At 74.0% G+C, this 23,279-nt stretch carries 21 protein-coding genes and 1 pseudogene; 13 read left to right on the forward strand and 9 right to left on the reverse strand.

All coding sequences use genetic code 11. From position 1 onward, the window contains the following. The first annotated feature begins 137 nt into the window (after positions 1 to 137). From SMD11_RS17090 to SMD11_RS17100, 3 genes are all read left to right on the forward strand, one after another. Positions 138 to 1,472: a DUF2252 domain-containing protein gene (locus SMD11_RS17090; protein ID WP_087927281.1), complete on the forward strand. Its 1,335-nt coding sequence runs from the start codon at positions 138 to 140 to the stop codon at positions 1,470 to 1,472. 104 nt (positions 1,473 to 1,576) lie between these two features. After that, positions 1,577 to 2,386: a hypothetical protein gene (locus tag SMD11_RS17095; RefSeq protein ID WP_234366413.1), complete on the forward strand. Its 810-nt coding sequence runs from the start codon at positions 1,577 to 1,579 to the stop codon at positions 2,384 to 2,386. A 10-nt stretch (positions 2,387 to 2,396) separates the two neighbouring features. Then, a complete protein-coding gene (locus tag SMD11_RS17100) occupies positions 2,397 to 2,744 on the forward strand; it encodes a rhodanese-like domain-containing protein (protein WP_087927283.1) in 348 nt (115 codons plus the stop codon). Positions 2,745 to 2,893: 149 nt separating this feature from the next. On the opposite strand, the pseudogene SMD11_RS17105 reads toward SMD11_RS17100, so the two are convergent. The 6 genes and pseudogenes from SMD11_RS17105 to paaA all read right to left on the reverse strand — a co-directional run bounded on the left by SMD11_RS17105 (position 2,894) and on the right by paaA (position 7,857). After that, positions 2,894 to 4,101: pseudogene (locus SMD11_RS17105) on the reverse strand (acyl-CoA dehydrogenase family protein). A 168-nt stretch (positions 4,102 to 4,269) separates the two neighbouring features. Then, the gene (locus tag SMD11_RS17110; RefSeq protein WP_087927284.1) at positions 4,270 to 5,361 is read right to left on the reverse strand and encodes a 2Fe-2S iron-sulfur cluster-binding protein; all 1,092 of its coding nucleotides are present in this window, start codon (positions 5,359 to 5,361) and stop codon (positions 4,270 to 4,272) included. Continuing rightward, positions 5,362 to 5,871, reverse strand: a complete 510-nt coding sequence (paaD, locus tag SMD11_RS17115; RefSeq protein WP_087927285.1) for a 1,2-phenylacetyl-CoA epoxidase subunit PaaD — start codon at positions 5,869 to 5,871, stop codon at positions 5,362 to 5,364. It abuts the gene before it with no gap. Continuing rightward, positions 5,865 to 6,614, reverse strand: a complete 750-nt coding sequence (paaC, locus tag SMD11_RS17120; RefSeq protein WP_087927286.1) for a 1,2-phenylacetyl-CoA epoxidase subunit PaaC — start codon at positions 6,612 to 6,614, stop codon at positions 5,865 to 5,867. Before paaC ends, paaD begins: the two co-directional genes overlap by 7 nt. Next, positions 6,611 to 6,898 carry a 1,2-phenylacetyl-CoA epoxidase subunit PaaB gene (gene paaB / locus SMD11_RS17125; RefSeq protein WP_087927287.1) on the reverse strand — a complete coding sequence of 96 codons (288 nt, stop codon included), beginning with the start codon at positions 6,896 to 6,898 and terminating at the stop codon, positions 6,611 to 6,613. The genes paaC and paaB overlap by 4 nt, the downstream gene beginning before the upstream one ends. Further along, positions 6,895 to 7,857: a 1,2-phenylacetyl-CoA epoxidase subunit PaaA gene (gene paaA, locus SMD11_RS17130; protein WP_087927288.1), complete on the reverse strand. Its 963-nt coding sequence runs from the start codon at positions 7,855 to 7,857 to the stop codon at positions 6,895 to 6,897. Before paaA ends, paaB begins: the two co-directional genes overlap by 4 nt. Before the next feature lie 190 nt (positions 7,858 to 8,047). On the opposite strand from paaA, the gene SMD11_RS17135 reads away from it, so the two are divergent. Genes SMD11_RS17135 through SMD11_RS17145 form a run of 3 tightly spaced genes read left to right on the forward strand, consistent with a single transcriptional unit; the run spans position 8,048 to position 10,705 of the window. After that, positions 8,048 to 8,722, forward strand: a complete 675-nt coding sequence (locus SMD11_RS17135; RefSeq protein ID WP_087927289.1) for a DUF5819 family protein — start codon at positions 8,048 to 8,050, stop codon at positions 8,720 to 8,722. Continuing rightward, positions 8,719 to 9,942 carry an HTTM domain-containing protein gene (locus SMD11_RS17140; RefSeq protein ID WP_087927290.1) on the forward strand — a complete coding sequence of 408 codons (1,224 nt, stop codon included), beginning with the start codon at positions 8,719 to 8,721 and terminating at the stop codon, positions 9,940 to 9,942. Before SMD11_RS17135 ends, SMD11_RS17140 begins: the two co-directional genes overlap by 4 nt. A 4-nt stretch (positions 9,943 to 9,946) precedes the next feature. Continuing rightward, a complete protein-coding gene (locus SMD11_RS17145; RefSeq protein ID WP_087927291.1) occupies positions 9,947 to 10,705 on the forward strand; it encodes a TrmH family RNA methyltransferase in 759 nt (252 codons plus the stop codon). A 1-nt stretch (position 10,706) separates the two neighbouring features. Here the strand turns inward: SMD11_RS17145 and paaN are convergent, their stop codons facing one another. Then, on the reverse strand, positions 10,707 to 12,410 hold the full coding sequence (gene paaN, locus SMD11_RS17150) for a phenylacetic acid degradation protein PaaN (RefSeq protein ID WP_199843899.1): 1,704 nt from the start codon (positions 12,408 to 12,410) through the stop codon (positions 10,707 to 10,709). Positions 12,411 to 12,587: 177 nt separating this feature from the next. Here paaN and SMD11_RS17155 point away from each other — a divergent pair, with 177 nt between their 5' ends. Continuing rightward, the gene (locus SMD11_RS17155; RefSeq protein WP_087927292.1) at positions 12,588 to 14,105 is read left to right on the forward strand and encodes a 3-hydroxyacyl-CoA dehydrogenase; all 1,518 of its coding nucleotides are present in this window, start codon (positions 12,588 to 12,590) and stop codon (positions 14,103 to 14,105) included. A gap of 2 nt (positions 14,106 to 14,107) precedes the next feature. Further along, a complete protein-coding gene (locus SMD11_RS17160; RefSeq protein ID WP_087927293.1) occupies positions 14,108 to 14,698 on the forward strand; it encodes a TetR/AcrR family transcriptional regulator in 591 nt (196 codons plus the stop codon). A 67-nt stretch (positions 14,699 to 14,765) separates the two neighbouring features. Here the strand turns inward: SMD11_RS17160 and SMD11_RS17165 are convergent, their stop codons facing one another. After that, entirely contained in the window at positions 14,766 to 15,323 is a 558-nt protein-coding gene (locus SMD11_RS17165; protein WP_087927294.1) for an Lrp/AsnC family transcriptional regulator, read from the reverse strand. Positions 15,324 to 15,505: 182 nt separating this feature from the next. Here SMD11_RS17165 and pdhA point away from each other — a divergent pair, with 182 nt between their 5' ends. The 5 genes from pdhA (at position 15,506) to SMD11_RS17190 (ending at position 22,114) form a co-directional block, all read left to right on the forward strand. After that, entirely contained in the window at positions 15,506 to 16,663 is a 1,158-nt protein-coding gene (pdhA, locus tag SMD11_RS17170) for a pyruvate dehydrogenase (acetyl-transferring) E1 component subunit alpha (RefSeq protein WP_087927295.1), read from the forward strand. After that, positions 16,660 to 17,727 carry an alpha-ketoacid dehydrogenase subunit beta gene (locus SMD11_RS17175; RefSeq protein ID WP_087927296.1) on the forward strand — a complete coding sequence of 356 codons (1,068 nt, stop codon included), beginning with the start codon at positions 16,660 to 16,662 and terminating at the stop codon, positions 17,725 to 17,727. The genes pdhA and SMD11_RS17175 overlap by 4 nt, the downstream gene beginning before the upstream one ends. After that, the gene (locus tag SMD11_RS17180; protein ID WP_087927297.1) at positions 17,727 to 19,145 is read left to right on the forward strand and encodes a dihydrolipoamide acetyltransferase family protein; all 1,419 of its coding nucleotides are present in this window, start codon (positions 17,727 to 17,729) and stop codon (positions 19,143 to 19,145) included. Before SMD11_RS17175 ends, SMD11_RS17180 begins: the two co-directional genes overlap by 1 nt. A gap of 435 nt (positions 19,146 to 19,580) precedes the next feature. Continuing rightward, the gene (locus SMD11_RS17185) at positions 19,581 to 20,474 is read left to right on the forward strand and encodes an NTP transferase domain-containing protein (RefSeq protein ID WP_087927298.1); all 894 of its coding nucleotides are present in this window, start codon (positions 19,581 to 19,583) and stop codon (positions 20,472 to 20,474) included. Beyond that, the gene (locus tag SMD11_RS17190; RefSeq protein ID WP_087927299.1) at positions 20,471 to 22,114 is read left to right on the forward strand and encodes a molybdopterin molybdotransferase MoeA; all 1,644 of its coding nucleotides are present in this window, start codon (positions 20,471 to 20,473) and stop codon (positions 22,112 to 22,114) included. Before SMD11_RS17185 ends, SMD11_RS17190 begins: the two co-directional genes overlap by 4 nt. Positions 22,115 to 22,148: 34 nt before the next feature. Here the strand turns inward: SMD11_RS17190 and SMD11_RS17195 are convergent, their stop codons facing one another. Further along, positions 22,149 to 23,252 carry a potassium channel family protein gene (locus SMD11_RS17195; protein ID WP_234366073.1) on the reverse strand — a complete coding sequence of 368 codons (1,104 nt, stop codon included), beginning with the start codon at positions 23,250 to 23,252 and terminating at the stop codon, positions 22,149 to 22,151. Between the last annotated feature and the right edge of the window lie 27 nt (positions 23,253 to 23,279).

The raw sequence follows: 23,279 nt of genomic DNA on the forward strand, positions 1-23,279 counted from the left end.
CTGCCGGGGATCCCGGGGGAGTCAGGGGTGCTGGGGGCGTCCGGGATACCGGGTGCGGCGGTTCCGGGCGGGGGGTCCGGGCCGCTGGGGGAAGCTGAGGACGGGCGCGAGGGGCGGCCGGGGGCTTCGGGGCCGCCTTGTCGCCCAAGGGGGCGGGCAAGGCGCTGCGGGCCCGGGTGCCGCGCGCCGAGCACGCCGAGTGGGAGGCGGACGCGGGCCGCCCCGGGGCGGTCGAGATGGTCGAGGCGTCGAACGCGGGCCGGCTGCCGCGGCTGACGCCTATACGGGTGGGGCGGATGGCCGCCTCGCCCTTCGCCTTCCTGCGCGGCTCGGCCGGGCTGATGGGGTACGACCTGGTGCGTACGGCCGTGACGGGGATCGGCGCGCAGATATGCGGCGACGCCCACGCCGCGAACTTCGGGCTCTACGGCGACGCCCGCGGCGGCTTGGTCGTCGACCTCAACGACTTCGACGAGACCCTGCACGGCCCCTGGGAGTGGGACCTGAAGCGCCTCGCGACCTCGCTGGTGCTCGCGGGGCGGGAGGCGGGCGCGGGCGAGGACACCTGCCGGGCGGCCGCCCGGGACGCCGTGGGTTCCTACCGGCGCACGATGCGGCTGCTGGCTCGGATGCCGGTGGCCGACGCGTGGAACGCCATCGCCGACGAGCGGCTCGTCACGCACGCCGACGCCCGGGAGCTGGTGGGCACGCTGGAGCGGGTCGAGGAGAAGGCCCGCCGGAACACCAGCGCCCGCTTCGCCGCGAAGGCGACGGAGAAGGCGGACGGCGGGCGGCGGTTCCTGGACGCGCCGCCGGTGCTGAGCCGGGTGCCGGACGAGGAGGCGACGGCCGTCGCCATGGCACTCCCCGGCTATCTGCGCACGCTGCCGGAGGAGCTGCTGCCGCTGCTCGGGCGCTACGAGGTGCAGGACGTGGCCTTCCGGGTGGTGGGCACGGGGAGCGTGGGCCTGCGCTCGTACGTGGTGCTGCTCCTCGACCACCGCGGCGAGCCGCTGGTCCTCCAGGTGAAGGAGGCCCGGCCCTCGGTTCTGCTGCCGTACGCGGAGAAGGCCGGCTTCGCGCCGCCCGCGGCGGGCCACGAGGGGCGGCGCGTGGTGCTCGGGCAGAAGCGGATGCAGGTGGTCAGCGATGTGCTGCTCGGCTGGGCGACGGTCGAGGGCCGGCCCTACCAGGTGCGGCAGTTCCGCAACCGCAAGGGCAGCGTCGACCCGGCGGCCCTGGCCCCCGACGAGCTCGACGACTACGGGCGGATGACGGGCGCCCTGCTCGCCCGCGCGCACGCGCACAGCGCGGACCCCCGGCTGATAGCGGGGTACTGCGGGAAGTCGGCGGAGCTGGACGAGGCGGTCGCGAGCTTCGCGAAGGCCTACGCGGACCGGACGGAGGAGGACCACGGGGAGCTGGTGACGGCGGTCCGCGGCGGGCGGCTGGCGGCGGAGGCGGGGGTTTAGCCGGGCCCTGCCGGGCCCCGCCGGGGGCCGATCAGGGGTCGGCCGGGGCGGGTGGGAGCGGGCGTGCCCGTGAGGCACTCGGGAGCTCGTACGCTGGGCGGGTGATGACACCCGAAGCCGAGCAGAGCCCGAACGCGCGCGAACCGGGTACCGAGCGCCTGGAACAGGCGGTGCGGACGGCCGAGCAGGCGCTGATCGAGTTCGAGATCGCCGTGGAGACCTTCCGGGTGGAGGTGGAGAACTTCTCCCGCCTCCACCACCAGCGCCTCGGCCCGATGTACGCGCACCTGGACGAGCTGGAGGCCCGGATCGCGGAGGCCGTGGCCGCCCGTACACAGGACCCGGAGGACCTGCGGAAGGCGCGGGAGGCGCGCGCCATGGCGCAGCCGCTGCCCGGTGTGGAGGAGCTGTTCGGCGGCTGGATGGACTCGGACGGGCTGTCGCCCGAGGCCCAGGCGATGCTCACCGAGCGGCCGGTACGGCCGCCGGAGCGGGTGCGGCCGAGCGACGAGGCCCGCCGGGTCTTCCGCGAGCTGGTCCGCAAGGCCCACCCGGACCTGGCGCGCGACGAGGCGGAGCGGGTGCGCCGCGACGAGTTCATCGTGCGGGTCAACGCCGCGTACGCGGCCGGGAACGAGACGCTGCTCCTGGAGCTGGCGGAGGAGTGGGCGGCGGGCCCGGTGCCCGAGGAGCTCCGCCCGAGCCGTGCCGAGGAGCTGTACGCCCGGCTGGAGTGGCTGGCCCGGCGCAAGGAGATGCTGTCGGCGCTGGCCGCGGAGCTGGAGGGCTCGGCGATCGGCTCGATGATCAAGATGGCGCCGGACGACCCGGACGGTCTGCTGGCGGAGATCGCCGACGGGCTGCGTGCCCAGGTCGCCGAACGGGAGGCCCATCTGGCCTCGCTGGTCGGGTAGCGTCGGGGTCATGCATTTCGGTTCTGGGGTTCCCACGGTCGGCGTCGACGCGCTCTCCTCCGACGACTTCCTGCTCGACGTCCGTGAGCAGGACGAGTGGACGGCGGGGCACGCGGAGGGTGCGCTCCACATCCCGATGAGCGACTTCGTCGCCCGCTACGGCGCCCTGACGGAGCAGGCTCCCGACGGCGGCCGGATCAACGTGATCTGCCGCTCGGGCGGCCGCTCCGCGCAGGTGACGGCCTACCTCGTCCAGCAGGGCCTGGACGCGGCGAACGTCGACGGCGGCATGCAGGCCTGGGAGGCCCTCGGCCGCCCGGTCGTGGACGCCGACGGGGCGCCCGGCACGGTGATCTAGCCGGGGCGGGCGGGCCGGGTCCACCGGCCGCGACGTCGGCTGGTTTGCGGGTCGACGGAACGATCCGGGGCGCCGCCCGGGTCCTGCTGAGGGGTCGGCCGGGTTTTCCCGGCTTCCGCCGCCGGCTTATCCCGGCCTCCGCCGGGTTTCTAGCCGAGGGGGTGGGCGGCCAGCAGGTCGCCCAGGGCCTCCTCGTGTGCCGCCGCGGGGCCCAGCGAGAGCTCCAGCTGCTTGGCCCAGGCGTGATACCGGTGCAGGGCATAGGTGGTGTCCGCGCCGAAGCCGCCGTGCAGGTGCTGGGCGGTCTGGACGATACGGCGGACACCTTCCGAGGCCCAGATCTTGGCGACGGCCAGGTCGGCGGCGGCCGGGAGCGCGCCGTCGGCCCCGGATTCCAGCCGCCACGCGGCCTGCCAGAGCGTGGCCTCCATCGCCCGCAGGTCGATGTAGCGGTCGGCGGCCTGGACGGCCACGGCCTGGAACGTGGCGATCGGGAAGCCGAACTGCTCGCGCTTGGCGGTGTACGCGCCCGTCATCCGCGAGACCGCCGTACCGACGCCGAGGGCCAGAGCACAGGTGCCGACGGTGAGCAGGCCGCGCAGCCGCTCCCACGCCCCCGCGGTGGTGATCACCTCGTCGCCGGTGAGATGTACGGAGTCCAGGTGGAGCTCGGCGTAGCGCTCGCCGTTGGTGGAGACCTGGTCGGCGAGGGTGACTCCGGGGTGGCCGCGGGAAACGAACGCCAGGAGGGGGCCCTCCCCCCTCCCCCACCCCGCCCCGCCCCGCTTTTCTCGTTCGGTTCCTCGGCCGCTGGTTCCGCGGGCTGTTCTGCCCTGCGCGCGGGCAGCAGCACCAGGTCGGTGCCGGCCGCCCACGGCACGGCGGTTTGCACCCCGTCCAGGAGCCAGCCGCCGGGCTCGCCGGGCACCGGGCGGGCCGTGACGGCCAGTTCGGCCGGGTCGTGGCCGGTGCGGCCGCTGGACGCGGCGGTGACGGTCAGCTCGCCACGACCGATCGGCGGCAGCAGCCGGGCGGCCACCGGGCCTCCCACGGCGGCCAGCGTGAGGGCGGCGGCGCCGGTCTCCAGCAGCGGCACCCGGGCGAGGACCTGCCCGGCCTCGCGCAGCACCAGACACAGGGCGAGCGGGCCGAGCCCCGCGCCTCCGTGCTCGGCCGGGCTGTACAGGCTCAGCAGGTCGGCTCCGGCGAGCCGGTCCCACAGGGCCCGGTCGAAGTCCTCGGCCACCGCGCCTGGGGTGAGGGCCGGGCTGGGGACGCCGTCGGGGGAGACCCCGGCGAAGACCGTTCCGGCCGCCTCCTCGGCAGCCCGCTGCTCCTCGGTGAAGGTGAAGTCCACTGCCGTCCTCCTGCGAGCCGCTGCCGACACCTGAACTGACGGGGCGTCAACTTAGAACAGTTTGCAGGAATTGGGAACAGTCGGCGGCCCGGAACGGGCGGCGGGTCGTGGGCGGGTGAGGAGCCGGGGCGCACAGTGGCCCGGCCCGCGGCAGGCACCGCTCCTCGTTCAGCGGTCGAAGTCCAGCTCCACCTCTTCCGTCGTCGGGCGCGACTGGCAGGCCAGCACATACCCGGCCGCCACTTCCTCCGGCTCCAGGGCGAAATTCCGCTCCATCCGCACCTCGCCCGTGACCAGATAGGCCCGGCAGGTGCCGCAGACACCGCCCTTGCAGGCGTACGGGGCGTCGGCGCGGTTGCGCAGGACCGCCTCCAGCAGCGACTCCCCCTCCTGGACCGGCCAGCTGCCGCTGCGCCCGTCCAGCTGCGCGGTCACCGTGCTGTGGGCGGGTGCGGGCACCGCCGTCGCCGAGGCCTCGGCAACGGGGGCGGTGGACTCGACGTGGAAGATCTCCTGGTGCACCCGGTCCCGGGGGACGCCCAGACCGCCCAGCGCCTGCTCGGCCCCTCGCACCAGCCCGTGCGGTCCGCACAGATACCAGCCGTCGATCGCCTCCACCGGCAGCAGCGCGGGCAGCAGCCGCGCCAGCCGCTCCTCGTCCAGTCGGCCGGACGGCAGGCCCGCCTGCTGCTCCTCCCGGGAAAGGGTGTGCACCAGCTGGAAGCGGTCGGGATAGCGGTCCTTCAGGTCGGCGACCTCCTCCAGGAACATCGCCGAGGCCGCGGTGCGGTCGCTGCGTATCAGGCAGAAGCGGGCGTCCGGTATCCGCGCGAGCAGGGTCGAGGCGATGGACAGGACGGGGGTGATGCCGCTGCCGCCGACGATCGCCGCGAAGTGCCCGGCGCGGGGCTCCAGCACGAACCGGCCGACCGGCGTCATCACCTCCACGGTGTCCCCGGCCGCCAGCTCTTTCAGGGCGTACGTGGAGAACACCCCGCCGTCGACCAGCCGCACCCCCACCCGCAGCTCCGCCGGCCCGGCGTCCGCCGGGTCCGGGGCGAGGCCGCAGAGGGAGTAGGTGCGCCGGATCTCGCCGTCCTCGGTGTCACGGCGGACCGAGATGTGCTGGCCGGGGGCGTAGCGGTAGGCCTCGCGGAGCTCCGGGGGCACGGCGAGGGTCAGGGCGACGGAGTCGTCGGTGAGGGCGTCGACGGCGGTCACCCGCAGGGGGTGGAAGGCGCCATGGCGGGCCGCTGCCATCTACAACTCCTTGAAGTGATCGAACGGTTCGCGGCATGCCTCGCAGCGGCGCAGGGCCTTGCAGGCGGTGGAGGAGAAGCGGCTGAGGAGGGTGGTGTCGGTGGATCCGCAGTGCGGGCAGCGGATGCCGAGGGACACCGGCACCGGGCCGCCCGGGCCGCTGACACGCGGCGGCGCCACCCCGAACTCGGCGAGCTTCCGGCGGCCTTCGGCCGTGATGTCGTCCGTGGACCAGGCCGGGGTGAGGACGGTGCGGACCTCGACCTCGGGGATGCCCTCGTCGTGCAGCACCCGCTCGATGTCCGCGGCCATCGCCTCGATGGCCGGGCAGCCGGTGTAGGTGGGGGTGAGCTCCACCTCTACCCGGCCGGGGCCGGACATCTGGAGTCCGCGCAGGACGCCCAGCTCCGCGAGGGTCACCACCGGGAGCTCCGGGTCGGGGACGGCGCCCGCCAGCTCCCGGAGCCTCTCCTCCAGTGGGGTGGGCAGCGCGGCACGGGCGGTCACCATGACGCCCCCGGGTGGCTGCGGTGCAGGTGCTGCATCTCGGCGAGCATCCGCCCGAACGGCTCGGTGTGCAGCCCCTGGCGCCCGGCCCCGGCCCTCCACGCGCCCACCTGGGGGCCGGTGGGGAGCTCCAGGCCGGCCTGCCGGACCGTCTTGGTGATCAAGGCCAGCCAGCCGTCGCGCAGGGCCGTGACATCCACCTCCAGGCCCTCGACCGGCTCGAAGAGCTCGCCCGTGAAGCGCCACAGGGCGTCGAGCGCGGCCCGCATCCGGCGGTGGCTCTCCTCGGTGCCGTCGCCGAGCCGGAGCGTCCAGTGCTCGGCGTGGTCGCGGTGGTAGGCGACCTCCTTGACGGCCTTGCCGGCCAGCGGGGCGAACGGGCCTCCCCCGGCGGCCAACTGCCCGAAGAGCAGCTCCTGGTAGGTCGAGAAGAAGAGCTGCCGGGCGATGGTGTGGGCGAAGTCGCCGTTGGGCTGCTCGACCAGCTGGACGTTGCGGAAGGCGCGCTCCTCCCGGAGATACGCCAGCTCGTCCTCGTCGCCGGCGAGGGAGAGGAGGAAGCGGGCCTGGCCGAGGAGGTCCAGCGCGATATTGGTGAGCGCGACCTCCTCCTCCAGGACGGGGGCGTTCCCGGCCCACTCGGCCAGGCGGTGGGAGAGCACCAGCGCGTCGTCGCCGAGGGCCAGCGCCGCGGTCGCGGGCACCGCGCCGGCGGCGGGAGGGGTGGGTACGGGTGCCTGCTTCACAGGTGCCGCACCCCCTCCGGGATGTCGTAGAAGGTGGGATGGCGGTAGGGCTTGTCGGCGGCCGGCTCGAAGAAGGGGTCCTTCTCGTCCGGCGAGGAGGCGGTGATCGAGGCGGAGGGCACCACCCAGAGGGAGACGCCCTCGGAACGCCGGGTGTAGAGGTCCCGGGCGTTCCGCAGGGCCATCTCGGCGTCCGGTGCGTGCAGGCTTCCCGCGTGGGTGTGCGACAGGCCTCGCCTGCTGCGCACGAACACCTCCCACAGCGGCCAATCGGTGCTGGTCATGCCCCTGCCTCCCCCTGGGTGTCGCGGTGCTTCCCGGCATACGCTGCGGCGGCCTCGCGCACCCACGCGCCGTCCTCGTGGGCCTGCCGCCGGCGGGTGATCCGCTGGTCGTTGCACGGGCCGTTGCCGCGCAGGACTTCATGGAACTCGGCCCAGTCGATGGGGCCGAAGTCGTGGTGGCCGCGCTCCTCGTTCCACCGGAGGTCGGGGTCGGGGAGCGTGAGGCCGAGGGACTCCGCCTGCGGTACGCAGATGTCCACGAACCGCTGGCGCAGTTCGTCGTTGGAGTGGCGCTTGATCTTCCAGGCCATGGACTGGGCGGAGTGGGCCGATTCGTCGTCGGGCGGGCCGAACATCATCAGGGACGGCCACCACCAGCGGTCCACGGCGTCCTGGGCCATCGCGTGCTGCGCCTCGGTGCCCCGGCTCAGGGTGAGCAACAGCTCGTAACCCTGGCGCTGGTGGAAGGACTCCTCCTTGCAGACCCGGACCATCGCACGGGCGTAGGGGCCGTAGGAGCAGCGGCAGAGCGGGACCTGGTTGGTGATGGCCGCGCCGTCCACGAGCCAGCCGATGGCGCCGACGTCGGCCCAGGTCAGCGTCGGGTAATTGAAGATCGAGGAGTACTTCTGGCGGCCCGAGTGGAGCTTGTCGAGGAGCTCGTCGCGGCTGGTGCCCAGGGTCTCGGCGGCGCTGTAGAGATAGAGGCCGTGGCCCGCCTCGTCCTGCACCTTGGCCATCAGGATGGCCTTGCGCCGCAGCGAGGGGGCCCGGGTGATCCAGTTGGCCTCGGGCTGCATGCCGATGATCTCGCTGTGGGCGTGCTGCGCTATCTGCCGGACGAGTGAGGCGCGGTAGGCGTCGGGCATCCAGTCGCGTGGCTCGATGCGCTCGTCGGCGGCCACGGCGGCGTCGAACACCGCTTCGTACGACCCCGTGTCCGGCGCCATCGTCGTCATGGCATGCCCCCTGCCTCTCGATTGACTCCCGACCGACCGATCGTTCGGTTCAATGGTGGGCCGCCGCCTCCGGGGGTGTCAAGCCTGTGGATAACCCCGGTGCGCTGTGCCGGGCCGGAAGGCATCGGTACGGTTCGGGGTGCACGACGACAGGTGGGACGACTGGTGACACGCAGGATCGGGGCGGGGTATGGGGCCGGATGACGAGCGCGACGGGCCCGGCGGTGGCGGTGCCGGGCCGACCCGACTGTCGCTTCCCGCACGCGTCGCCCTCGCCGCCGGTGCCGCCGTGGTGGCGGTCGCGGCGGCCGTGCACATAGCCATGGTGTTCCTGCACGTGTCGCCCTCGAACACGGTCAGTAAGCAGCACGCCGAGGCCATTGGCGACTACATCTACCCGGAGTTCGAACAGAACTGGAAGTTCTTCGCCCCCAACCCGCTCCAGCAGAACGTGGCCGTCCAGGCGCGCGCCGAGCTGAGGGGCCCGGACGGCCGCACCACCCTCACCCGCTGGACCGATCTCTCCGCGCAGGACGGTGCCGCCATCCACCACAACCTTCTCCCCAGCCATACCCAGCAGAACCAGCTGCGGCGGGCCTGGGACTTCTACACGGGCACGCACGACGTGCGGGAGCGCCCCAACGGGCTCCGGGGCAGCCTGTCCGAGGAGTACATACGCCGGATCGCCGTGGCACGGCTGAGCGGCCAGGAGGGCCGTCAGGTCCAGCGCGTCCAGGTGCGGTCCGTGACGACGGTCGTCGCGCCACCGCCCTGGAGTGACGAGAAGGGCGGCGGCAAGCCGTCCTACCGGACCCTGGCCTGGTGGCCGGTCACGACCGCCGACATTCCGGAGGCGAACCGGTGAGCACTCCCAAGGCGTCCCTCGCCGCTCTCGCACGCGGCGTCGACCGCGTCACCGGCTCCTCCCTCGGCCGCTACCAGACGGCCGTCATCCGGATCGGGCTCTCCTTCACCTGGCTGTGCTTCCTGCTCCGCGAGTGGCCCAACCGCCATGAGCTGTACGGGCCCGACGGGCCCTGGAGCTGGGAGATGGCCCGCCGGCTGATCGCCGACAACCACGCCTTCACCGTCCTGATGTGGTCCGACAGCACGTTCTGGTTCGAGTGCGTGTACGCCGGCGCCATGGTCGCCGGCGCGCTGCTGATGCTCGGCTGGCGCACCCGGACCATGTCGGTGCTCTCCATGATCGGCGTGCTGTCGCTCCAGAACCGCAGCGTCTTCCTCGGGGACGGCGGCGACAACGTCATCCACCTGATGGCCCTCTACACCGTCCTCACCCGCTGCGGCCTGGTGTGGTCCCTCGACGCCCGCCGCGCCCGGCGCCGCGGCCAGGACCCGGCGGCCGGCCCGGACGTCACCGGCATCGTGCTGTGGGCGCTCTGCGGACTCGCGCTGATCTCCGCGCAGCTCTTCGGCGGAACGGGGCTGTCCTGGACCACCGACGGCCCGCTCCCCGGCCTCGGCTGGGCGACCGCGCTGTGGGGCCTCTGGCTCGTCCAGGGCGTGTGGTGGGCCGTGTGCCGGTACGCGCCCGGCGAGCCCCGCACCGTCCTCGACGGCTTCGCCCACCTGGCACACAACGCCGCCCTGTTGGTGATCATGGTGGAGGTCTGCCTGATCTACGCCACCGCCGGCTGGTACAAGATCCAGGGCACGCGCTGGCAGGACGGCACCGCGCTCTACTACCCGCTGCACCTCGACTACTTCTCGCCCTGGCCCGAGCTCTCGCACGCCCTCGCCGGCAACGGCCTCCTGGTACTGCTGCTCAGCTACGGCACGGTCGCCGTGCAGGTCGCCTTCCCCTTCACCCTGCTCAACCGGCGGGTCAAGAACGTCCTGCTCGCGCTGATGATGGCCGAGCACGTGGGCATCGCCGTCACCCTCGGCCTGCCCTTCTTCTCGCTCGCCATGATCGTGGCGGACGCGGTCTTCCTGCCCACCGGCTTCCTGCGCCGCCTGGGCGACCTCACCGGCCGCGCCCGGGACAGGCTGCTCCCCGCCCGGCGGAAGCCGCTGCCGCCCCAGCGGGAGGGCGAGGGAGCCTCGCGCACTCTCGTAGGCTGAGGGCATGACCGAGGACGAAGCCGTGGCCGCCGTGCGGCAGTGGGGCGAGGCCGCCCCTGACGCCGTACTGCTCGACGGCTTCCACGCCCTGAAGCACGCCCTGCGCTTCGGCGCGGACGTGCGCCTGGCGGTCGCCGCGGACAAGAAGGCGACGCTGGCCCTCGCCGGGCAGCTCGCCGACGACCTCACCGGGACGCTCGACGAGCGGCTGGTCGAGATCCCGGCGCGGGCCCTGAAGGAGCTGCTGCCCCGGGTCCACCCCACCGGGGTGGCGGCGCTGGCGGCCAGGCCCGCCCGCCGGGCCAATCTCGACACCCTCTCGCGGGCGCCCCGGCGCGCCCCGGTCGTCGTCCTGGACAACCCCCGCAACCTCGGCAACGTCGGCGCCGTGATCCGGCTCGCCGCCGGCTTCGGCGCCACGGGCGTGGTCACCACCGGCGACCTCGACCCCTGGCACCCGAACGCCGTACGGGCGGGCGCCGGCCTGCACTACGCCACGGCCGTCGAGCGGCTGCCGCTGCCCGAACTGCCGCCCGGCCCGCTGTACGTCCTGGACCCGGAGGGCGACGACATCCGGTCCGTCACCCTCCCCGACGACGCGCTGATCGCCTTCGGCTCCGAGCGGCACGGGATCTCGCCCGAGCTGCGGGAGCGGGCGACCCGGCTGGTCGCCCTTCCCATGCGGCCCCAGGTGTCGAGCTACAACCTCGCCACGAGCGTCGCCATGGCGCTCTTCCACTGGGGCGGACCGGCCCCGGTCTGACCTACGCCTGGCGGCGCACCTCGACCGTGCGGAAACGGGTGGCGACGAACGCGCCGTCGCACAGCGCGGCGTTGGCCGAGGGGTTGCCGCCCGAGCCGTGGAAGTCCGAGAAGGCGGCCGTCTGGTTCACGTACACCCCACCGGTGAGGTTCAGGGAGAGCTGGGCGCACTCCTCCAGGCACGCGTCCTCGACCAGCCGCTCGACCTCCGGCGACGTGGTGTACGCGCCGACGGTCATGGCGCCCTGCTCCCGCACCGTGCGGCGCAGCAGCTCCACGGCGTCCGCCGCCGAGTCGACGGCGACGGCGAAGGACACCGGCCCGAAGCACTCGGAGAGATAGGCCGCCTCGGAGTCGGGCTTGGCGCCGTCCAGCTTCACGATCACCGGCGTACGGACCGTGGCGCCGGGGAAGTCGGGGTTGGCGACCGTCCGGGAGGCCAGGGCGACCTCGCCGAGCTGTGCGGCGGTGTCGATCCGCTCCTTGACCTGGGGATTGACGATCGCGCCCAGCAGGGCGTTGGCCCGGGTGTCGTCACCCAGCAGGCCCTCGACCGCGCCGGCCAGGTCGGCCACCACCTCGTCGAACGACTTGGGGCCGGCGTCGGTGGTGATGCCGCCGCGCGGGATGAGGAAATTCTGCGGGGTGGTGCACATCTGGCCGCTGTACAGGGACAGTGAGAAGGCGAGGTTGCCCAGCATGCCCTTGTAGTCGTCGGTGGAGTCGATGACGACCGTGTTGACGCCGGCCTTCTCGGTGAAGACCTGCGCCTGGCGGGCGTTTGCCTCCAGCCAGTCGCCGAAGGCGGTGGAGCCGGTGTAGTCGACGATGCGGATCTCCGGGCGCACGGCCAGCGACTTGGCGATGCCCTCGCCGTCCCGCTCGGTGGCCAGCGCCACCAGGTCGGGGGAGAAGCCCGCCTCGCGCAGCACCTCGCGGGCGATCCGCACCGTGAGCGCGAGCGGCAGCACGGCCCGCGGGTGGGGCTTGACCAGGACGGCGTTGCCGGTGGCCAGGGAGGCGAACAGGCCGGGGTAGCCGTTCCAGGTGGGGAAGGTGTTGCAGCCGATGAGGAGCGAGACACCGCGCGGCACGGGCGTGAACTCCTTGCGCAGCTCCAGGGGATCACGCTTGCCCTGGGGCTTGGACCACTCCGCCGCGGCCGGCGTGCGCACCTGCTCGGCGTAGGCGTAGGTGACGGCCTCCAGGCCGCGGTCCTGGGCGTGCGGGCCACCGGCCTGGAAGGCCATCATGAACGCCTGGCCGCTGGTGTGCATGACGGCGTGGGCGAATTCGTGCGTGCGGGCGTTGATCCGGGCCAGGATCTCCAGACAGACCGCGGCCCGCGCCTCCGGGCCCGCCTCGCGCCACCGCGGCATCGCCGCGCGCAGGGCCGGCAGCAGCACCTCGGGGTCGGCGTGCGGATACTCGATGCCCAGCTCCGGGCCGTAGGGCGAGACTTCGGAGCCCGTCCAGCCGTCCGTCCCGGGCTGCTCCAGCTCGAAGCGGTGGCCGCGCAGCGCGTCGAAGGCGGCTTGCCCCTCGGCCGCGCTCAGGCTGCCGGGCACGGCGCCCTCCGCCCCATAGGCCTTCGGGTGCTCGGGGAAGGGGGACCAGTAGGCGCGCGAACGGATCGCTTCCAGTGCCTGGTCGAGGGTGGGGCGGTGCTTCTCGATCAACTGGGCGGTGGTGAGTCCGGCGGTCACGGCTGACCAACTCCTTGTCGAGCTGGGCTCGGATGAGGCGGCAGGCTTCGGGAACAGATCGGGCGACAGACTGCGGGGGCCCATGAGCACCCCCCGGTAGATACAGTAACCGAACGATCGGTCGGGACAAGGGGGCCCGGCGAACCTGTGGACAACTCATCGGGGAGGATCACCGGCATGACCGCTATCGAGCTGGGACGCACCGTCGCCGTCGTCGGAACCGGCACCATGGGCCAGGGAATCGCCCAGGTCGCCCTCGTGGCCGGACACCCCGTACGCCTGTACGACGCCGCGGAGGGTCGCGCCGCCGAGGCCGCCCGGGCCATCGGCGCGCGCCTCGACCGCCTCGTGGAGAAGGGCAGGCTCGACGCCGCCGGCCGCGACGCGGCCCGCGCCCGCCTGCACCCGGCCACCAGTACGGCCGAACTCGCCGACTCCGCACTCGTCATCGAGGCGATTCTGGAGCAACTCGACGCCAAGCAGAAGCTGTTCGCCGAGCTGGAATCGGTCGTTCCCGACGACTGCCTGCTCGCCACCAACACGTCCTCCCTGTCGGTCACCGCCGTCGCGGGAGCCCTGCGCCTGCCCGGCCGCTTCGTCGGCCTGCACTTCTTCAACCCCGCGCCGCTGCTGCCGCTCGTGGAGGTCGTCCAGGGCCACGCGACCGACCCGGCGGCCGCCGACCGCGCCCAGGCCACCGTGGCCGCCTGGGGCAAGACGCCGGTGCGCTCGGCGGACGCCCCCGGCTTCATCGTCAACCGCGTCGCCCGCCCCTTCTACGCCGAGGCCTTCCGCCTCCTGGAGGAGCGCGCCGCCGACCCGGCCACCCTGGACGCCGTCCTGCGCGAGAGCGGCGGCTTCGCCATGGGCCCGTTCGAACTGACCGACCTCATCGGCCAGGATGTGAACGAAGCCGTCACCCGTTCGGTCTACGACTCCTTCTTCCAGGACCCGAAATTCCGGCCCTCGCTCGCCCAGCGGCGCCTGGTGGAGGCGGGGCTGCTCGGCCGCAAGTCGGGCCGCGGCTGGTACGACTACGCGGACGGCGCGGAGCGACCCGCCCCGCACACCGCGGAGCCCGCGCCCGCGCCCGCGTCGGTGGCCGTCCACGCGAAGCCGGCCGGCCCGGCCGCCGTCCTGCGCGAGATGATCGAGGAAGCGGGCATCAAGGTCACCCGTGACCGCACCCCGGGCATCTCCGAGGGGTTCATCCGGCTGCCCGGCGGCGCCTGCCTGGCACTGACCGACGGCACCCCCGCCACGGGCGAGATCGAACCCTTCATCCGCTTCGACCTCGCGCTCGACTACCGCGCCGCCACCCGGATCGCCCTCGCGCCCTCGCAGCACGCCACCCCCGAGCAGGTACGGGAGGCGGTCGGCCTCTTCCAGGCGCTCGGCAAGCGGGTCAGCGTCGTCGACGACGTCCCCGGCATGATCGTCGCACGCACCGTCGCCATGATCGTCGACTTCGCCGTCGACGCCGCCGCGCGCGGGGTCGCGAGCCCCGAGGACATCGACACCGCCATGCGGCTGGGCGTGAACTACCCGGGCGGCCCGTTCGAGTGGGCCGAGCGGCTCGGCGCACACTGGCTGTGGGACCTTCTGGACTCCATGCACCACCAGAGCCCTGGTGGCCGCTACGCGCCGTCCTGGGCGCTCAGGCGCCGTGCGGACATCGAACGGCAGGTGCTGTAATCATGACCATGGCCAAGCGCGACACCTACACGCCCGAATCGCTGCTCGCGGTCGCCGTCCAGGTGTTCAACGAGCGGGGCTACGACGGCACGTCCATGGAGCACCTCTCCCGGGCGGCCGGAATCTCCAAGTCCTCCATCTACCACCATGTGAAGGGCAAGGAGGAGCTGCTGCGGCTCGCGATAAGCCGCGCGCTGGACGAACTCTTCGCCGTCCTGGACGAGCCCCGCGCCGTCGAGGGCCGCTCCGTCGACCGCCTGGAGCACGTCACCCGGCGCACCGTGGAGGTGCTGATGGCCGAGCTGCCCTATGTGACGCTGCTGCTGCGCGTCCGGGGCAACACGGACACCGAGCGCTGGGCCATGGAACGCCGCCGCGAGTTCGACCACCGGGTCGCCGAACTGCTCAAGCAGGCGGCGGCCGACGGTGACCTCCGGGAGGACGTGGACGTACGGCTGGCCACCCGGCTGCTCTTCGGCATGATCAATTCCGTGGTCGAGTGGTACCGGCCGGGCCGCGGCGGGTCGACGAGCGACGAGGTGGCCGACGCGGTGGTCCGCACGGCCTTCGCGGGGCTGCGCACGTACCGCTAGCCGGCCGGCGCCCGGCCGGTCACCTGCCGCACCTCCTGAGGCCCCTGGGACGCCCGTCCCGGGGGCCTCAGCGGTCCCCGGGCGTGACCTGCGGCCCTGTGGCACCGCCGGACCCAGCCGCACTGCCCGCGCCGCCCGCGCCACCTTCTTGGAGGTCCGTCTCCTCGAAGACCAGCAGCGTGCGGGTGCTGAGCACCTCCTCCATGGCCTGGATCCGCGTCAGGACCAGCTCGCGCAGGGCGCGGTTGTCCTTGGCGTGCACCAGCAGCAGCACGTCGAAGTCCCCGCTCACCAAGGCGATGTGCGCGGCCCCGGGCAGCGCCCGGAGCTTCTCGCGGACCGACCGCCAGGAGTTCTGCACGATCTTCAAGGTGATGTACGCCGACGCGGTCTGGCCCGCCCGCTCCTGGTCGATGCGGGTGCTGAAGCCCCGGATCACCCCGTCGTCGATCAGACGGTTGATCCGCGCGTAGGCGTTGGCGCGCGAGACGTGCACCCGCTCGGCCACGGACCGTATCGACGCACGGCCGTCGGACCGGAGCATGCGCAGGATCGCGCGGTCGATCTCGTCGAGCGGCCGCGCCGGCGGCCTGTCGCCCGCGAAGGCCATCTGTTCGTCCGGCATGCCGCCCCGCCTCCCCCTCATGGACGCCCTGTCCATATCTCAGGCTGTGGAGAACCGTTTGTCCACAGGCTCGGGCCGCCTGTAGCCAAAAAGTGCCGACGACCGAACAATCGGTAGGGAGGGAGCGCGGCCGCCATGTGCCTCGTGCCCGGTCAAGCCCGTCCCAAAAGGAGGTGCTCGTCATGACGGTTCTGGAGCAGCCCGGCTCGTACCGGCCCACCCCGCCCCCTGCCTGGCGGCCCCGCACGGACCCCGCGCCGCTGTTGCCCGACGCGGAGCCGTACCGCCTGCTGGGCACCGACGAGGCCGCCGGGCTCGACGCCGGGCTCCTGCGACGGATGTACGGACAGCTCGTCCGCGGCCGCCGGTACAACACCCAGGCCACGGCCCTCACCCGGCAGGGCCGGCTCGCCGTCTACCCCTCCTCCACCGGCCAGGAGGCGTGCGAGGTCGCCGCCGCCCTCGCGCTGGAGGACCGCGACTGGCTCTTTCCCAGCTATCGCGACACCCTCGCGGCCGTCGCCAGGGGCCTGGACCCCGTGCAGGCCCTGACCCTGCTGCGCGGCGACTGGCACACGGGATACGACCCCCACGAGCACCGCATCGCGCCCCTCTGCACCCCGCTCGCCACCCAACTCCCGCACGCCGTGGGCCTCGCGCACGCCGCACGGCTCAAGGGCGACGACGTCGTGGCGCTCGCCATGGTCGGCGACGGCGGCACCAGCGAGGGCGATTTCCACGAGGCACTCAACTTCGCCGCCGTCTGGCAGGCCCCGGTCGTCTTCCTCGTGCAGAACAACGGCTTCGCCATCTCCGTCCCGCTCGCCAAGCAGACGGCGGCCCCTTCCCTCGCCCACAAGGCCGTGGGCTACGGCATGCCCGGCCGGCTGGTGGACGGCAATGACGTGGCCGCCGTCCACCAGGTGCTCACCGAGGCCGTCCGGCGGGCCCGCGCCGGCGCCGGCCCCACCCTCGTCGAGGCCGTCACCTACCGCATCGACGCCCATACGAACGCCGACGACGCCACCCGCTACCGCACCGACGCCGAGGTCGAGACCTGGCGCGCGCACGACCCGGTCGACCTCCTGGAGCGGGAGCTCACCGGAAGGAAGCTGCTCGACGAGGACGCCGTACAGCGGGAGCGGGACGCCGCCGAGGCGATGGCCGCCGACCTCCGCGAGCGGATGAACCAGGACCCCGCGCTCGACCCCATGGATCTCTTCACCCATGTCTACGCCGAGCGGACCGACCAACTGCGCGAGCAGGCCGACATGTTGCGCGCCGAGCTCGACGCCGCCGGGGACACCACCCCGGGCCCTCAGGAAGGGGCGCAGCGATGACCACCGCGGCTGTCACCACCGGCCGGAAGCCCGCCACGATGGCCCAGGCCCTGGGCCGGGCGCTGCGCGACTCCATGGCCGACGACCCGTCCGTCCACGTCCTCGGTGAGGACGTCGGCGCCCTGGGCGGCGTCTTCCGTGTCACGGACGGTCTGGCCAAGGAGTTCGGCGAGGACCGCTGCACGGACACGCCGCTGGCCGAGGCGGGCATCCTGGGCGCGGCCGTCGGCATGGCCATGTACGGGCTGCGGCCCGTGGTGGAGATGCAGTTCGACGCCTTCGCCTACCCCGCCTTCGAGCAACTCGTCAGCCATGTCGCCCGGATGCGCAACCGCACCCGGGGCGCGATGCCCATGCCGATCACCGTGCGGGTGCCTTACGGCGGCGGGATCGGCGGCGTCGAGCACCACAGCGACTCCTCCGAGATCTACTACATGGCCACCCCCGGCCTCCACGTGGTCGCCCCCGCGACCGTCGCCGACGCCTACGGGCTGCTGCGGGCCGCCATCGCCTCGGACGACCCCGTGGTCTTCCTGGAGCCCAAGCGGCTCTACTGGTCCAAGGCCGACTGGGACCCGGGCCGGCCCGAGGAGGTGCCGGGCATCGGCCGGGCGGCCGTCCGCCGCCGGGGCACGTCCGCCACGCTGATCACCTACGGCCCGTCCGTGCCGGTCTGCCTGGAGGCCGCGGAGGCCGCCCGGGCCGAGGGCTGGGACCTGGAGGTGGTCGACCTGCGCTCGCTGGTGCCGTTCGACGAGGAGACGGTCTGCGCGTCCGTACGGCGGACCGGCCGGGCCGTCGTCGTCCATGAGGCCACCGGATTCGGCGGTCCGGGCGGGGAGATCGCGGCCCGGATCACGGAGCGCTGCTTCCACCACCTGGAGGCCCCGGTGCTGCGCGTCACCGGCTTCGACATCCCCTACCCGCCGCCGATGCTGGAGCAGCACCATCTGCCCGGTGTCGACCGGGTGCTGGACGCCGTCGCCCGCTTGCAGTGGGAATCGGAGTGGACCGCCCCGTCGGGCGGCAAGGGCTTCGCCGGCTTCGAGGGTGGGGTGCGCTGATGGCCGTGGTGCGGGAGTTCACGCTGCCGGACCTCGGTGAAGGGCTCACCGAGGCGGAGATCGTCCGCTGGCTCGTCCAGGTCGGTGACGTCGTCGCCGTCGACCAGCCGGTGGTCGAGGTCGAGACGGCGAAGGCGATGGTCGAGGTCCCGTGCCCCTACGGGGGCGTGGTGACGGCCCGCTTCGGCGAGGAGGGCACGGAGCTCCCGGTGGGCGCACCGCTGTTGACGGTGGCGGTCGGTGAGCCGGCCACCGGATCCTGCGGCGGCCCCGAGAGCTCCGGGGAAGGCTCCGGAACCCCCGCTTCCCCCGAGGGCGAGGGTTCCGGGAACGTCCTGGTCGGATACGGCACGCAGGCTCCGGCCGCGCGCCGCCGCCGGGTCCGGGCGGTGCCCGGGGGAAACGCTCGGAGCGGTGGGGCGGATGCGGGTGCGCCTGCGGCGGGCGGGGAGCGGGCGCGTCAGGAGGCTGTTGACGCCGGTGGGGCTGTCCGGTCCGGCAGGTCTGCCGGGCTCCTTGAGACAGCTGGTGCGGGCACCCGGGCGGTGATATCGCCTCTCGTCCGGCGGCTCGCCAGGGAGCGCGGGCTCGACCTCGCGCAGGTGCGCGGCAGCGGGCCGGACGGCCTGATCACCCGGGCGGACGTCGAGCGCGCCACGGCCGCCCCGCTTCCCGGGCGGGAGACGGCCGTGCCCGAGGTGCCATCGGCTGTCGGCGGGCCGGAGAGCGGGGCCCAGCGGGTTCCCCTGCGCGGGGTGCGCGGCGCCGTCGCCGAGAAGCTCAGCAGGAGCCGCCGCGAGATCCCCGACGCGACGTGCTGGGTGGACGCCGACGCCACGGAGCTGCTGGCCGCCCGCCGGGCGATGAACGCCGCGGGCGGGCCCAAGGTCTCGCTGCTCGCCGTGCTGGCCCGGATCACCACGGCGGCGCTCGCCCGCCACCCCGAGCTCAACGCCACGGTGGACACCGAGGCCAGGGAGATCGTGCGACTGCCCGGGGTGCACCTCGGGTTCGCCGCGCAGACCGAGCGGGGCCTGGTCGTCCCCGTCGTCCGGGACGCCCACACGCTCGACACCGTCCAGCTGTCCGAGGAGATCGCCCGGCTCACCGAGGCCGCGCGGACGGGCGGCCTCACCCCGGCCGAGCTGACCGGCGGCACCTTCACCCTGAACAACTACGGGGTGTTCGGCGTCGACGGCTCCACGCCGATCATCAACCACCCGGAGGCGGCGATGCTCGGGGTCGGGCGGATAGCCCCGAAGCCGTGGGTGTGGGAAGGGGAGTTGGCGGTACGGCAGGTCGTGCAGCTGTCCTTCACCTTCGACCACCGCGTCTGCGACGGCGGTACGGCGGGAGGCTTCCTGCGGTACGTGGCCGACTGCGTCGAGCGGCCCGCGGTGCTGTTGCGGTCCATGTGACGGTGGCGGGGCCGGGCGTGCGGGCTGGGCGTTCCCCAGTCCGCCCGCCCTTGCCCGTCCGCGCCTTCCCGGTGTCCTCGGACGTCGGACGGGCCGGGGAACCCGCCTTCTCCGGGCGGGGCGAGCCGCGAGCGGTCCGTGGTGCTGTTGCGGTGACGGTGGTGGGGCCGGGCGTGTGGGCTGGGCGTTCCCCAGCCTGCCGCTTGCCCGCACGTGCCTTCCGGGTTCCTCGGGCGTCGGACGGGCCGGGGAGCGCCCTCTCCGGGCGGGGCGAGCGGCCGCACAGTCGCGCGCACATCGGCGCGGCGGGGAGGAGCCGGCCGGAAGTCCCCCTGAGACGCCCCGACCCGCCATGTCGCCCACAGACCGCGCGGCGTGGGCAGGTGCCCTCCCGGCGGCCGGTGCGCCGGGAGGGGGCGCGGCCATACTCGTCGGGTGACTGACTATGACGCCGTAGTGCTCGCCGGAGGCGCGGCCCGCAGGCTGGGTGGTGCCGACAAGCCCGGTCTGCGCGTGGGCGGCCGTACGCTGCTCGACCGGGTGCTCGGTGCGTGCGCGGACGCCGCCGACACCGTCGTGGTGGGCCCGCGCCGCCCCACCGTCCGGCCCGTGCGCTGGGCGCGCGAGCAGCCGCCCGGCGGCGGTCCGCTCGCCGCGCTCGCCGCCGGTCTCAAGGGGACGGAGGGCGCCCTGACGCTCGTACTCTCCGCCGACCTGCCGTTCCTGCGCCCCGACACCGTACGGGCGCTCCTCGCCGCCCTCGCCGAGGCGGGGGCCGGTACGGACGGGGTGCTGCTCGCCGACCCCGGCGGGCGGGACCAGCCGCTCGTCGCCGCCTACCGCGGCGAGGCCCTCCGCCGGGAACTCGCCCTGCTCGCCGCCGAGCACGGCTCCCTCACCGGGCTGCCGCTCCGCCTGCTCACGGCCGAGCTGTCGCTCGGCAGGCTCCCGCACCCCACGGCGTCGTTCGACTGCGACACCTGGGAGGACGTCGCCACGGCCCGCGCGCGCATCAGGGACGATGGGGGCGTGCTGGAAGAATGGATCACCGCCGCCAAGGCCGAGCTCGGCATCGAGATCGACGTCGACACCACCGCCCTCCTCGATCTCGCGCGCGACGCCGCACACGGTGTGGCCCGTCCCGCGGCGCCCCTGACGACGTTCCTCGTCGGCTACGCGGCCGCGCTGCGCGGCGGCGGCGAGGAGGCCGTCGCGCAGGCGACCCGCGAGGCGGTCGCGCTCGCCCTGCGCTGGGCCGACGAGGCCGCGGCCGCGGACGGCGGCGGCAAGCCCGTCGACGCCCCGCACACGCCCGAAGAGTCGGAATGACCTCCCGGGACGACGCTTCCGCGCTCGACCGCGCGGCGGACGAGGCGCTGGCGCTGGTCGCGGACGACCGCCGGGAGCGTGGCCGCCCGCGCGGCGGGGCGCCCACGGCCCCCACGGCTGCCGGGAGCGGCCGTCCGGCCGAGGACGCCACCCCGGCCGAGGGCGCTCCCCTGACCGGCCGGGCGCCCATGGCCGAGCAGTTCGTCCCTTGGGCGGAGGACCACCGGGACGGCGAAAGCGGCCGGCCCCGTCGTGAAAGCCCTTTCGACGACGCCTGCTTCCCCTTCGGCCCCGGCCCCCAGGCCGACCCCCGCCCGGTGGAAGCCCCCGCCAAAGCCCCCGCCGAAGCCTCCACCGCCGGCTCCATCCCCTCCCCCCGCGAGTACGAGTTCCTCTTCGCGGCCGACGACGCACGTGAGTCCGCCCCCATGACGTCCACCCCCTGGCCCGACGCCCGTGCCGTCGCCGCCCGTGCCGCCGAGCCCCTGCCGCCCGCCGACCAGGAGCTCGGCGAGGCGCTCGGGCAGGTGCTCGCCGCGCCGCTCGTCGCGCTCACCGACCTGCCGTCGTTCGACACCTCCGCCATGGACGGCTGGGCGGTCGCCGGGCCCGGACCGTGGCGGCTGCCCTCCGGCCAGGGCGGTCCCGGTGTCCTCGCCGGTGCCGACCACGGCGGAGCACCGCCGCTGCGCGACGGACACGCCGTAAGGATCGCGACCGGCGCGCCCGTGCCGCCCGGCACCACCGCGGTGCTGCGCAGCGAGCACGGCGAGGTGACCGGCCGGGACGCGCCGCACCCCGAGCTCCACGCCACCCGCCGTCTCTCCCAGGGCCAGGACATCCGCCCCCGCGGCCAGGAGTGCCGCCACGGCGACCCACTCCTGCCCCAGGGCACCGTCGTGACCCCCGCCGTGCTCGGCCTGGCCGCCGCCGCGGGCTACGACCGGCTCCACGTCACGCGCCGCCCCCGCGCCGAGGTGCTCGTCCTCGGCGACGAACTGCTGCGTGCGGGCCTGCCCCACGGCGGCCGGATCCGCGACGCCCTCGGCCCCATGCTCGGCCCCTGGCTCACCGCCCTCGGCGCCGAGGTGACCGCGATCCGCCGCCTCGGCGACGACGCGGACGCCCTGCGCGCGGCCCTCGCCGGCTCCACCGCCGATGTCGTGCTCACCACCGGCGGCACCGCCGCGGGCCCCGTCGACCACGTCCACACCATCCTGCGCGGGCTCGGCGCGGAGCTCCTGGTCGACGGGGTCGCGGTCCGGCCCGGCCACCCGATGCTGCTCGCCCGGCTCGCCCCCGGCCGGCACCTCGTCGGCCTCCCCGGCAACCCCCTGGCCGCCGTCGCCGGCCTGCTGACGCTTGCCGAGCCGCTGCTCCGCACGCTCTCCGCGCGCCCCTCGCCCGCGCCCTACCGGGCCGCCCTCACCGACGCCGTCAAGGGGCACCCCGACGACACCCGGCTCGTCCCGGTCGTCAGCCGGCACAGCGACAGCGCGGAGCCGCTCCGCTTCCACGGGCCCGCCATGCTCCGCGGTCTCGCCGCCGCCGACGCGCTCGCCGTCGTCCCGCCGGGCGGCGCGGCCCGGGGCGCGCGGGCCGGCCTCCTCGAACTGCCCTGGGCGGCGGCGGGCCCGTAAGGGCGAACGGCGCCCCCGGCAGGCGCGCCCCGCCTCACCCCTCCGCGGCCGGCACCGCCGCCTGCTTGATGGTGATCACCCGGTCCGCGAGGTGCAGCATCGCCGCCTCCGGGTCCGTGAAGTGCAGCAGCCGGTGGCCGCGTACGACCGCGACGACGAGGTCCGCGCAGTCGCGCGGCGAGTTGCCCGCCTCCCGCTTGGTCACGGGCCGCTCCACGACGTCCAGGCCGTTGCCGTACGTCAGCAGGTCCTCCAGCACCGTGCCGACGTTCGGGCTCATCATCGACATGCCGAGCAGCCGGCCCGCCGAGCTGGAGCTCGTCACGACCGTGTTCGCGCCGCTCTGCCGCAGCAGCGGCACGTTCTCGTCCTCCCGCACGGCCACGACGATCGTGGCCGCCTTGTTGAGCTGCCGCGCGGTGAGGGTGACCAGGGCGGCCGTGTCGTCCCGCTCCGTGCAGATCACCACCTGGGAGGCCCGCTGGAGCTCGGCGCGGAGCAGCGTCTCGGAGCGCGTGGCGTCGCCCAGGACGCCCACCAGGCCGTCGCTGGAGGCCGCGTCCACGACCTTCTTCTGCGGGTCCACCACGACGATCTTGTCCTTGGGCTTGCCCTGCCCGACCAGCGTCTCGATGGCGTGCCGGCCCTTGGTGCCGTAGCCGACGACGACGGTGTGCTCTCGCATGCGGGACCTCCAGCGGTGGATGCGCACCTGATGGCGCGTCCGTTCGGTCAGCACCTCCAGGGTGGTGCCGACCAGAATGATCAGGAACAACACGCGCAATGGCGTGATCAAGAAGATATTCGTCAGCCGCGCCCCGTCGCTCACGGGCGTGATGTCGCCGTAGCCGGTCGTCGACAGGGTGACGGTCGCGTAGTACGCGGAGTCGAGGAAGTCGACGGCGTTGTCGGAGTTGTCGTTGTACCCCTCCCGGTCGAGGTAGACGAGCAGGGTCGTCAGCGCGAGCACGGACAGCGCCATGACGACCCGTCGCAGCACCTGCCGCAGCGGCGCCGCGACGTTCTGCACCGGCATCACGATGGCCCGCCCGGCCTCCGCGTCCTCCTCGGCCTCGCTCCTGGTGCGTCGCCACAGCGACCGGAGGAGGGAGATTCTGGTCATCTTGCCCGTAGCCATGCGCTCCATGTTCCGTGATGTGCCGAG

The sequence above is a fragment of the Streptomyces albireticuli genome (assembly GCF_002192455.1).
In the GTDB taxonomy this organism is placed as follows: Bacteria; Actinomycetota; Actinomycetes; order Streptomycetales; family Streptomycetaceae; genus Streptomyces; species Streptomyces albireticuli_B.

Excerpts from the sequence above, each read along its gene's own strand:
- SMD11_RS17095 (WP_234366413.1), top strand. The coding sequence starts at position 1,577 with ATGACACCCGAAGCCGAGCAGAGCCCGAACGCGCGCGAACCGGGTACC.
- SMD11_RS17100 (WP_087927283.1), top strand. The coding sequence starts at position 2,397 with ATGCATTTCGGTTCTGGGGTTCCCACGGTCGGCGTCGACGCGCTCTCC.
- SMD11_RS17110 (WP_087927284.1), bottom strand. The coding sequence starts at position 5,361 with ATGGCAGCGGCCCGCCATGGCGCCTTCCACCCCCTGCGGGTGACCGCC.
- paaD (WP_087927285.1), bottom strand. The coding sequence starts at position 5,871 with ATGGTGACCGCCCGTGCCGCGCTGCCCACCCCACTGGAGGAGAGGCTC.
- paaB (WP_087927287.1), bottom strand. The coding sequence starts at position 6,898 with ATGACCAGCACCGATTGGCCGCTGTGGGAGGTGTTCGTGCGCAGCAGG.
- paaA (WP_087927288.1), bottom strand. The coding sequence starts at position 7,857 with ATGACGACGATGGCGCCGGACACGGGGTCGTACGAAGCGGTGTTCGAC.
- SMD11_RS17135 (WP_087927289.1), top strand. The coding sequence starts at position 8,048 with ATGGGGCCGGATGACGAGCGCGACGGGCCCGGCGGTGGCGGTGCCGGG.
- SMD11_RS17145 (WP_087927291.1), top strand. The coding sequence starts at position 9,947 with ATGACCGAGGACGAAGCCGTGGCCGCCGTGCGGCAGTGGGGCGAGGCC.
- SMD11_RS17155 (WP_087927292.1), top strand. The coding sequence starts at position 12,588 with ATGACCGCTATCGAGCTGGGACGCACCGTCGCCGTCGTCGGAACCGGC.
- SMD11_RS17160 (WP_087927293.1), top strand. The coding sequence starts at position 14,108 with ATGACCATGGCCAAGCGCGACACCTACACGCCCGAATCGCTGCTCGCG.
- SMD11_RS17165 (WP_087927294.1), bottom strand. The coding sequence starts at position 15,323 with ATGCCGGACGAACAGATGGCCTTCGCGGGCGACAGGCCGCCGGCGCGG.
- pdhA (WP_087927295.1), top strand. The coding sequence starts at position 15,506 with ATGACGGTTCTGGAGCAGCCCGGCTCGTACCGGCCCACCCCGCCCCCT.
- SMD11_RS17175 (WP_087927296.1), top strand. The coding sequence starts at position 16,660 with ATGACCACCGCGGCTGTCACCACCGGCCGGAAGCCCGCCACGATGGCC.
- SMD11_RS17180 (WP_087927297.1), top strand. The coding sequence starts at position 17,727 with ATGGCCGTGGTGCGGGAGTTCACGCTGCCGGACCTCGGTGAAGGGCTC.
- SMD11_RS17190 (WP_087927299.1), top strand. The coding sequence starts at position 20,471 with ATGACCTCCCGGGACGACGCTTCCGCGCTCGACCGCGCGGCGGACGAG.
- SMD11_RS17195 (WP_234366073.1), bottom strand. The coding sequence starts at position 23,252 with ATGGCTACGGGCAAGATGACCAGAATCTCCCTCCTCCGGTCGCTGTGG.